5 protein-coding genes, 1 tRNA gene, 2 rRNA genes and 1 pseudogene (1 of these 9 cut by a window edge) are annotated in these 8,647 nt (G+C 35.0%); 3 read left to right on the top strand and 6 right to left on the bottom strand.

Annotated elements, in window-relative coordinates; translation table 11 throughout:
* The 3 genes from AACH31_RS11740 to AACH31_RS11750 all read left to right on the top strand — a co-directional run.
* Positions 1–1,003 (top strand): 23S ribosomal RNA (locus tag AACH31_RS11740); it begins 1,893 nt to the left of the window's first position.
* A 173-nt stretch (positions 1,004–1,176) separates the two neighbouring features.
* Positions 1,177–1,285, top strand: a 5S ribosomal RNA gene (gene rrf, locus AACH31_RS11745).
* A 10-nt stretch (positions 1,286–1,295) separates the two neighbouring features.
* Positions 1,296–1,369, top strand: a tRNA-Gly gene (locus tag AACH31_RS11750).
* A gap of 198 nt (positions 1,370–1,567) precedes the next feature.
* Here AACH31_RS11750 and AACH31_RS11820 read toward each other — a convergent pair.
* The 6 genes and pseudogenes from AACH31_RS11820 to AACH31_RS11830 all read right to left on the bottom strand — a co-directional run.
* Positions 1,568–1,738 (bottom strand): annotated as a pseudogene (locus AACH31_RS11820) (transposase); the annotation flags it as partial.
* A gap of 993 nt (positions 1,739–2,731) precedes the next feature.
* Complete coding sequence (locus AACH31_RS11755; RefSeq protein WP_338506473.1) at positions 2,732–2,884, bottom strand: hypothetical protein; 153 nt, start codon at positions 2,882–2,884, stop codon at positions 2,732–2,734.
* An 862-nt stretch (positions 2,885–3,746) separates the two neighbouring features.
* Positions 3,747–5,378 carry an ISL3 family transposase gene (locus tag AACH31_RS11760; protein ID WP_304407259.1) on the bottom strand — a complete coding sequence of 544 codons (1,632 nt, stop codon included), beginning with the start codon at positions 5,376–5,378 and terminating at the stop codon, positions 3,747–3,749.
* A 459-nt stretch (positions 5,379–5,837) separates the two neighbouring features.
* A protein-coding gene (locus tag AACH31_RS11765; protein ID WP_262953963.1) for an IS3 family transposase occupies positions 5,838–6,976 on the bottom strand; the annotation gives its coding sequence in 2 pieces (ribosomal slippage) (positions 5,838–6,751 and positions 6,751–6,976; 1,140 coding nt in all).
* A gap of 502 nt (positions 6,977–7,478) precedes the next feature.
* Positions 7,479–7,751: a DDE-type integrase/transposase/recombinase gene (locus AACH31_RS11825; protein WP_370512596.1), complete on the bottom strand. Its 273-nt coding sequence runs from the start codon at positions 7,749–7,751 to the stop codon at positions 7,479–7,481.
* Complete coding sequence (locus tag AACH31_RS11830) at positions 7,673–7,855, bottom strand: IS3 family transposase (protein ID WP_370512597.1); 183 nt, start codon at positions 7,853–7,855, stop codon at positions 7,673–7,675. The genes AACH31_RS11825 and AACH31_RS11830 overlap by 79 nt, the downstream gene beginning before the upstream one ends.
* Between the last annotated feature and the right edge of the window lie 792 nt (positions 7,856–8,647).

Below are 8,647 nucleotides of genomic sequence, written 5' to 3' on the forward strand. Positions count from 1 at the left end.
CAGTAAACGGCGGCCGTAACTATAACGGTCCTAAGGTAGCGAAATTCCTTGTCGGGTAAGTTCCGACCCGCACGAAAGGCGTAACGATCTGGGCGCTGTCTCAACAAGAGACTCGGTGAAATCATAGTACCTGTGAAGATGCAGGTTACCCGCGACAGGACGGAAAGACCCCGTGGAGCTTTACTGTAGCTTGATATTGAGCACTGGTGACACATGTACAGGATAGGTAGGAGACGAAGAGACCAGGACGCCAGTCTTGGAGGAGTCGCTGTTGGGATACTACCCTTGTGTTACTGGGGTTCTAACCCGTGGCCATGAGCTGGTCAGGGGACAGTGTCAGGTGGGCAGTTTGACTGGGGCGGTCGCCTCCCAAAGAGTAACGGAGGCGCCCAAAGGTTCCCTCAGAATGGTTGGAAATCATTCGAAGAGTGTAAAGGCAGAAGGGAGCTTGACTGCGAGACCTACAAGTCGAGCAGGGACGAAAGTCGGGCTTAGTGATCCGGCGGTACCGAATGGAAGGGCCGTCGCTCAACGGATAAAAGCTACCCCGGGGATAACAGGCTGATCTCCCCCAAGAGTTCACATCGACGGGGAGGTTTGGCACCTCGATGTCGGCTCATCGCATCCTGGGGCTGTAGTCGGTCCCAAGGGTTGGGCTGTTCGCCCATTAAAGCGGTACGCGAGCTGGGTTCAGAACGTCGTGAGACAGTTCGGTCCCTATCCGTCGTGGGCGTAGGAAATTTGAGAGGAGCTGTCCTTAGTACGAGAGGACCGGGATGGACACACCGCTGGTGTACCAGTTGTTCTGCCAGGAGCATAGCTGGGTAGCTACGTGTGGAAGGGATAAACGCTGAAAGCATCTAAGCGTGAAGCCCCCCTCAAGATGAGATTTCCCATTCGAAAGAAGTAAGATCCCTTGAAGACGACGAGGTAGATAGGTCAGGAGTGGAAGTTTGGTGACAGATGAAGCGGACTGATACTAATCGATCGAGGACTTAACTAAATAGGAAAGGCAAAAACGAGCGATTATCACAGGCAGAAAGTGAAAAGAACTGAGGAATCACGAAGGTGATGAACAGTTATTGAACTTTACCACTGTGATGCGAGAGTTGCCGGACAAGAAGAAGTAAGCAGAAGATATCTAGTTTTGTGAGATTGATAAGATCTGACAGAAGGTCTAGTGATAAGGGCAAGGAGGGCACACCTGTTCCCATACCGAACACAGAAGTTAAGCTCCTTAGCGCCGAGGGTAGTACGCAAGTGCGAGAGTAGGACGTCGCTAGGCCGAAAAAAATGCGGGTGTAGTTTAATGGTAGAACTTCAGCCTTCCAAGCTGACTGTGAGAGTTCGATTCTCTTCACCCGCTCCAAATAGCCAATTAACATCCTTTGGGATGTTTTTTTTATTAATTATTTCCGACTTTTTTTCGATTCTTTGTCAAATAGTGTTGTTAATTAATTTTTAACCTGTTACAACGAAAATACCAATGGAAATCCTAGTAGCTATGCTGCTAGGATTTTTGTTTTAGGCTTTGTTAGATTTTGAACCATGAGAATACGAGATTTAATTACCCTAGCAATGGAGGTAATGTACGAGCTTTGCTACGTCCGCCAGGTGACCCAGTGATGAAATCACGATATTCAAAGGCAATACGCTTAATGACCTTAATTTTATTATTAACTCCTTCGCTAGGACCGTATGTGTAAGGGGTTGAGAGAGTATCTTTGATATAAGATTGATAAGTTTTAAAGTTTTAGAAAGCTATTTGAAGTTCAGGAGAAATAAGTGAATGTTGCGTTTCAAGCAAATGATTAAATCGTTCTAAGTTTTTCGTCTGAAGAGCAAAAAGTAACTCTTGATATAGATTTTAACTCAGGAGATAAATCAATTAACTTCACTTCCTCAAGATATTTTTATCTTTAATATTTAAATGTTTTCTAGTAATGTTTTCTAGTAAAATATGAGTAAAACATCAAATCTTATCCTTTGAATATTGCTTTGGTCGATAATATTGTAAAAGAATTGAGACTTGAGCTCTTTTTTTTCGATACTATAAAAAAGTGCTGCTTGATTAGCAACATTGAATATTATAGAACCAAAAACAAATGTGGGGGGATTCTAAAAGTTGAACTTCATATTATGTAGCTAATTGGCTAGTATGAATCTGATATTTGTTGAGACACATAATAGCCAATTTTCTTTTAACTTATTTAGAGGTATCATAGTAATATACATATTGTTTTCGCTGCTTCTTTTGATTCCTTATTGGCTTTAAATGTCTTGCTAGGGTATAGCTTGTTTAAGGATTACGAAGAAGTTTTTCATTGGTGAGTTATCCAGAGAATTTCAACTTTGTGACACGCTTTAGAAAATATTGTATCTCTTTAATGCTTTAAATCGTTGCTGACTTTGATACTACCATTCTTGATCCGCATGGAGGATTATTATATTTTTCTTCCTGTATTTTAAACTTAGTCCCATCTGTTTTCAGTTTCTGATAAGAGGGTGGCATACTAAATAAACGGTTAATTCGATTCTTAACTAGCTCTCGACGGTTCCTTTATATGAATGATATTTGCGTGTTTTATGGCTGAACCTAATACAACTAATTTCTAGCTTTTTCATTAGACGATAAAGTTTCTTATGGTTAATCTGCTGCTCTTGATGATGAAGTTTATCTATAATTCAACGGTAACCGTGAATTTCATCAGTTTCTTTAAAAATATTTAAGCTAGGATTTCGTTCGAGGCTCTTGATCCGGATCCTCATGTCCCATCTTTTTAATCCAATAATGATAGCTTGATTTAGGAAATTTGTTTATCTTTAAAATACTAATTAATTTAAAATGAGTTGTTAATTTTTTAATTGTATTCTTTGGATTCATGGCGCAATCCCATAGCTGTGACACACTTTTAAGTATTCATATCCAATTATTAATAATTTAATTTCTTCTAATTCTTGTTCAGGTATTAATGTTTTGGTTAGAAAGAGGATTTTAATTTTATCGTAGGTGGCTGAGGTCTTCTTTTCGATTTAAGTAGTGCTTCTACGCCACTTTTTCAATCGTTGCATTCTAATTCCCAATAGTTCCTATGTCTGATCTTCCAAAATGAATAGCAGTTTGGTTATATGAAGCATCCGTTTTCTTAGTTTAGTTGTATACAGTTAACTTAAATTCTCCAGTAGATTCTTGTTTTTAGACTGTCAATCGTTTTTTTTTGTGATTAGTTATTAGTTATTTAGCCTAAATCAGGTTTTAGTTTGGGGCCGACTCGAAATTTGATAATTTTTAGGACGAAATCAATGCCCTAAAAACCTTGTAAATATTCATTAAAAAACTTTAATTTTGAACAATATCGAGGCATATAAAAAACACTCCAAATTGTCGTTGTTTTAGTCTAATATTTTGAGGGAGACATTAAGGTAATATGCAAATAATACTATATAATTCTTTCAATCCTTCATCCACATTTATTGGTTGAGATAAAGTTCGTAAAATGTAAACATAAGTAAAGGTGTCATATACGAAATGTTTATGGTATAAATAAAATTTCAGTACTCTTATTAACTAGGTTAAATAGTATTGAGATAAAATAAAAATTTATTACATTATATGAGTTAATATAATTAATTAACCAAGATATTTTTTTTAGATTCGATTAGATTATGACGCGGGGGTAAAATAATCGAATCTATGAATGCTAACATAAATGTGATTCTTCCGCTATTTTGGTGAAAAGCCCTTTCTAGGAATAGAGCACTTTAATACGTAGAAGTTCAAAACTTGCTCGTCCATACATTTGGCGTTTAATCATTTTAATTCGGTTGACATTCCCTTCACAAATCGCATTAGTGTATGGATAAACTAATGCGTTACTGATCGATTGCTCATCACGTTTCATTCGAAGACAAAACTCACGCAGTAATTTAATCTCATGAGTAGCGTAACGTTCTAGCCATTGAGATAATTTGAATACTTGCCCCATCGTGACCAAATCTCTAAATACTTGGATGGCTGTATATAGTTCACTTAAGTCTGCATGAGCTTGAAAGAGTTCATTTAATAAATTTAATTCTGGTTGAGTTAAAGACGTTGGTTTTCGCCAAATGAATGAGGTGAGTTGAAACTTCGTTGCTTTCAATAATTTACTAGATTTTTTTGATATTTTTTCTGTTGCCTTCTCACTTGTTTTTACGGGGAGATTTGCTTTAATTTCTTGAACTTTTCGACGAGTTGAAGAAGCTCCTCCTTTAAACCCTTGGTGGATGAGTTGTTCATGAATCCAACGAGCAGTTTTTCCCTCCTGACACCATTGTGTGATTTGATTTAAATAGGGGACAAATTGATTAACACGGGGCTTTCGTATTTGCTTGGGAGGTTCAGATAACTGAATATACTTCGCTACGGTTGTCCGACTTAACTTAAGTTGTCTGGCTGTTTGACGAATAGAGCCTACTTGTTGGTAGACCTTTTGAATCTCCAAAATGAGTGCCCATTTTGCTTGTTCCTTTTCAGATAATGATTCATGACTGGATATTGAGTTCACGTTAGTAATCGTTATATCTGTCGCTGGATCTGTTTTTTTAGTGATTGAAGATTCAGGCATGATAAACCATCCTTTAGGAAAACGAGAACTAATGGTTTCTTTAACAACCGTTAATAGGTTTTTAAGAAAGTGCCACTTGTCGGCAACCTGAATAATGTTAGGATTCGTTAAATGAATGGCTTTAGTATAAGTTGTTGCACGATCACGTGTCACTAATTCAACTGAGGGATGTTTTTCCAACCATTCTTTAAACGCTTGAGTCGAACGAGAGGCGAGAATTTCAACCGGACGATGCGTTTCTAAATCACAAATAACCGTTCCAAAGTCGACCCCTCGACGAAAAGAAAAGTCATCAACCCCAATATGGGTTAATGACTGATTTTTTATATCTTTTTCAGTAGAATCGATACGTCGTAATAAATCTAATAGTGCATCTCCACTTCGTTTATATCCAAGTTTAAAAAGAAAGCGTGATAAAGCTTCCGCACTCATCGATAATGATAATTGAAGAAAAACCTCTTCAAGACGAATGGTTAAACGCCGATAGGCATTTAAAAAGCCAGTAAATCTTTCAGTAAAAATTTGACGTTTACAGTTAGGATTTAAACAAAAAAACTTTTTAGCTTGTATCCTTAATTGAACAGGTTTATTAAGGATAGACGCATCTAATGGTTTTCTAAGATACGTACTGTGTACCTGGTGACTTTTCATCCCACATAAGGGACAGTGGTTAAATTTTGATTCAGATTTTAAACAAATCAAGATTATATGCTCATTATTTTCAATGGATTGAATCATAAGATTTTCAGGGAAAAAGACATTAAGATTCATGATGATATACCTCTCTACGATGTCTTTTCATTATATCAGGTAAAGCGTTTTATCACCAAAAGTCAGGAAGAACCACTTTTTTATTGACATTTATACGAATCTGTAGTCTTTCAGGTTAACACCTTTAATACTCTTAATTTTGTTATTGATTTATTTATTCAAATAACTCCCCTTTTATAGTATGACTAATATAGACTTTTTAAATTTTAAGCACTTAAAAGATAGATTATAGTAAGATAGTGATCTGTAATAATTAAGTAGTGTTTTATTGAAAGAGAAATTAAATACTTACAATAGATTATTTAATGGTTTTAATTCACTCGATAAATCAAGGAAAGCTATTTCGTATGTAGGCTTAACAGAGCAATATAAACACCCAAATATATATAATAATATTTAAATAAACTATGTTAGCAAATGGATCTAGGTCAATATTTTGGACACAAAAAAGTTAAGTTTTTAAGCAATTTGTCGTGCAAGTTGCTCACATTCTTCTGGCGTTAAATAATTAATGGAACCATGAATCCTTTTGCGATTATACCAGCCTTCAATATATTGAAATAGGGCCATTCTAGCCTGTTCAAATGTCACATATGTAGTTTGATACACTTCTTCTTTCTTTAGAGTGGCATGGAAAGATTCGATACAAGCATTATCATAAGGACATCCTTTACGACTGAAAGACTGGATCATCTTAAAGTCTGAAGTTAAGTCTTTAAACTCTTGGCTAGTATACTGTGATCCTAAATCAGTGTGGAGAATAATCTCATCTTTAGGTTTTTGAGAAACATAGGCATTCTTTAAAGCTTTTACGATAATATCTGTGGTCATTTGTTTTGAAAAATGATAACCAATAATTTTCTTTGAATGTAAATCCATCACTGAAGCTAAGTAGCACCAACCTTCTTTTTGAACGTAAATATAAGTAATATCGGATACCCATTTTTGATTAATTGAAGTCGTCGAAAAATCCTGTTCTAGAATGTTATTACGTTCTAAAACAAGTTCCTTAGACTGTCTATAAGGAGTATATTTTCTTTGAATAATCGAAGCTAAACCGCTTGATTTCATTAACCGTTGAACACGTTTCAAGCTAACAGTGAATCCCTCTTTAATCAATTGATGGTGTACCTTAATAGCACCATACCGACACTTACTTTCAAAATAAATTTCTTTAATACGTTCAAGTAGTTTCTGATTTTCACGTTCCCATTTTGATTCAGTTTGATGCTTCGATTGATAATAAGTACTTCTTGGAACACTTAAGACCTCACAAAGTTGCTTAATATCGTGTTCCTGATGGTGTTGATTAATAAACTGACATAATTCAGATTGACTTACTTTCTCGCGAATATGGTCATAGCCTTTTTTAATATTTCATTCTCCTCTTGCAGACGTAACATTTCTTGCTTCATGCGTTTAATATCCTCTAGGGTAATTTCTGTATCATCTACCGAGGCAATCGGAGAAATTTGTTTAATCCATTTGTAAATTGTTACTTCTGAAACACCATATTCACGACTTAGATCTTTAACTGAACGTCCATTTTTATAAAGTTCAACAATCATTGATTTAAATTCATTATTATATTTTTTCATACAGACACATCCTTTTATTAAGTCTATTGTAACGACTTAACTTAAGTGTGTCCATAAAACTATACTAGCACCAAAAGTTAAAAAAATCCTAATAATATAAAAACCTTTTTAAAAGAAATATCATAGAAGATAGAAGACATATACCTAATTGTTACAAATAGAGGGGAAATATAGCCTATTTTGATATTCTTAAATTTTTATCTGATTAAAAGGCTGGGTCTAGGTCAATATTTTGGACACCAAAAAGTTAATTTTTTAAGCTACTTGTCGTGCAAGTTGCTCACATTCTTCAGGTGTTAAATAATTAATAGAACCCTGAATTCTTTGTGGCATGAAATGATTCAATACAAGCATTATCGTAAGGACATTCCTTACGGCTAAAAGATTGAATGAGATTAAGTTCTGAGGTTAGGTTTTGAAAATCTTGGCTAGTATACTGCGTCCCTAAATCGGCATGAAGTATAACTTTTTCTTTTGGATTTTGCGAAGCACAGGCATTTTTTTAAGCTTGGATAATAACGTCCGTTGTCATTTGCTTAGAAAAATGATAACCAATAATTTTCTTTGAATGTAAATCGGTGACTGAAGCCAAGTAGTACCAACCTTCTTTTTGAACGTGAATATAAGTGATATCCGATACACGTTTTTGATTAATTGAAGTCTTCGAAAAGTCCTGTTCTAGAATATTATGATGCTCTAAAACAAGTTTTTTAGGTTTTTTATAAGGGTATATTTCTTTTGAATAATCGAGATTAATCCAACCGATTTCATTAATCGCTGAACGCGTTTTAAGCTAATGGAGTGTCCCTCTTTAATCAATTGACGGTGTATCTTAATCGCTCCATATCGACGACGAAATTCAAAATAAATCTGCTTGATTTGTTAAAGTAGGTTTTGATTTTCACGCTTCCGATTCGATTTGATGTTTCGATTGATAATAAGTGCTTCTTGGAAAACTTTAAGACCCCACAAATTTGCTAAATATCATGTTCCCCTTGATGTTGATCAATAAATTGACATAATTCAGATCGAGTTACTTTCTCGTGAATGGGGCCCCCACACGATTTATCTACTCCTTTGGTGGGGAATGGTCATCTGGCGATTGCCGACGGCAATCTATTCTTCAACTGCTAGGGAAACTGTTAATAGCCTTTTTTAAAATTTCATTTTCCTCTTGTAAGCGTAAAATTTCTTGCTTCATACGTTTAAATTTCTCGAGAGTCATTTCAGTATCATCCACTGAAGCGATGGGAGACATTGTTTAATCCATTTGTAAATTGTTACTTCTGAAACGCCTTATTCACGACTAAGGTTTTTGACGGTACGACCAGTTTTATAAAGTTCAACAATCATTGATTTAAATTCAGAATTATATTTTTTTCATAAAGTCGCATTCTTTTATTAAATCTAATGTAACGACTTAATAAAAGGATGTGTCCATAAAACTATACTAGCACCAGATATAAATAATTGCATGTATATGTATAATAAGTAAAGGTTTAATGTCAGTTATATTTTTATTAATAATTATAATATAAACTTATCTAAAATTTTAAAGTTTAATGGGGGGGAGGTAGTATAATTATCAATAAGGTAATAATAGGCTATTAGAAATCATTATTTATGTTGGCATAAAATAAAAAAATATTTGACAACATAGAATCGTAATGG

This window comes from Turicibacter faecis (assembly GCF_037076425.1).
Lineage (GTDB): Bacteria > Bacillota_I > Bacilli_A > MOL361 > Turicibacteraceae > Turicibacter > Turicibacter faecis.

Coding starts and splice junctions, on each gene's coding strand:
- AACH31_RS11755 (WP_338506473.1), bottom strand. CDS start 2,884: ATGAATCCAAAGAATACAATTAAAAAATTAACAACTCATTTTAAATTA.
- AACH31_RS11760 (WP_304407259.1), bottom strand. CDS start 5,378: ATGAATCTTAATGTCTTTTTCCCTGAAAATCTTATGATTCAATCCATT.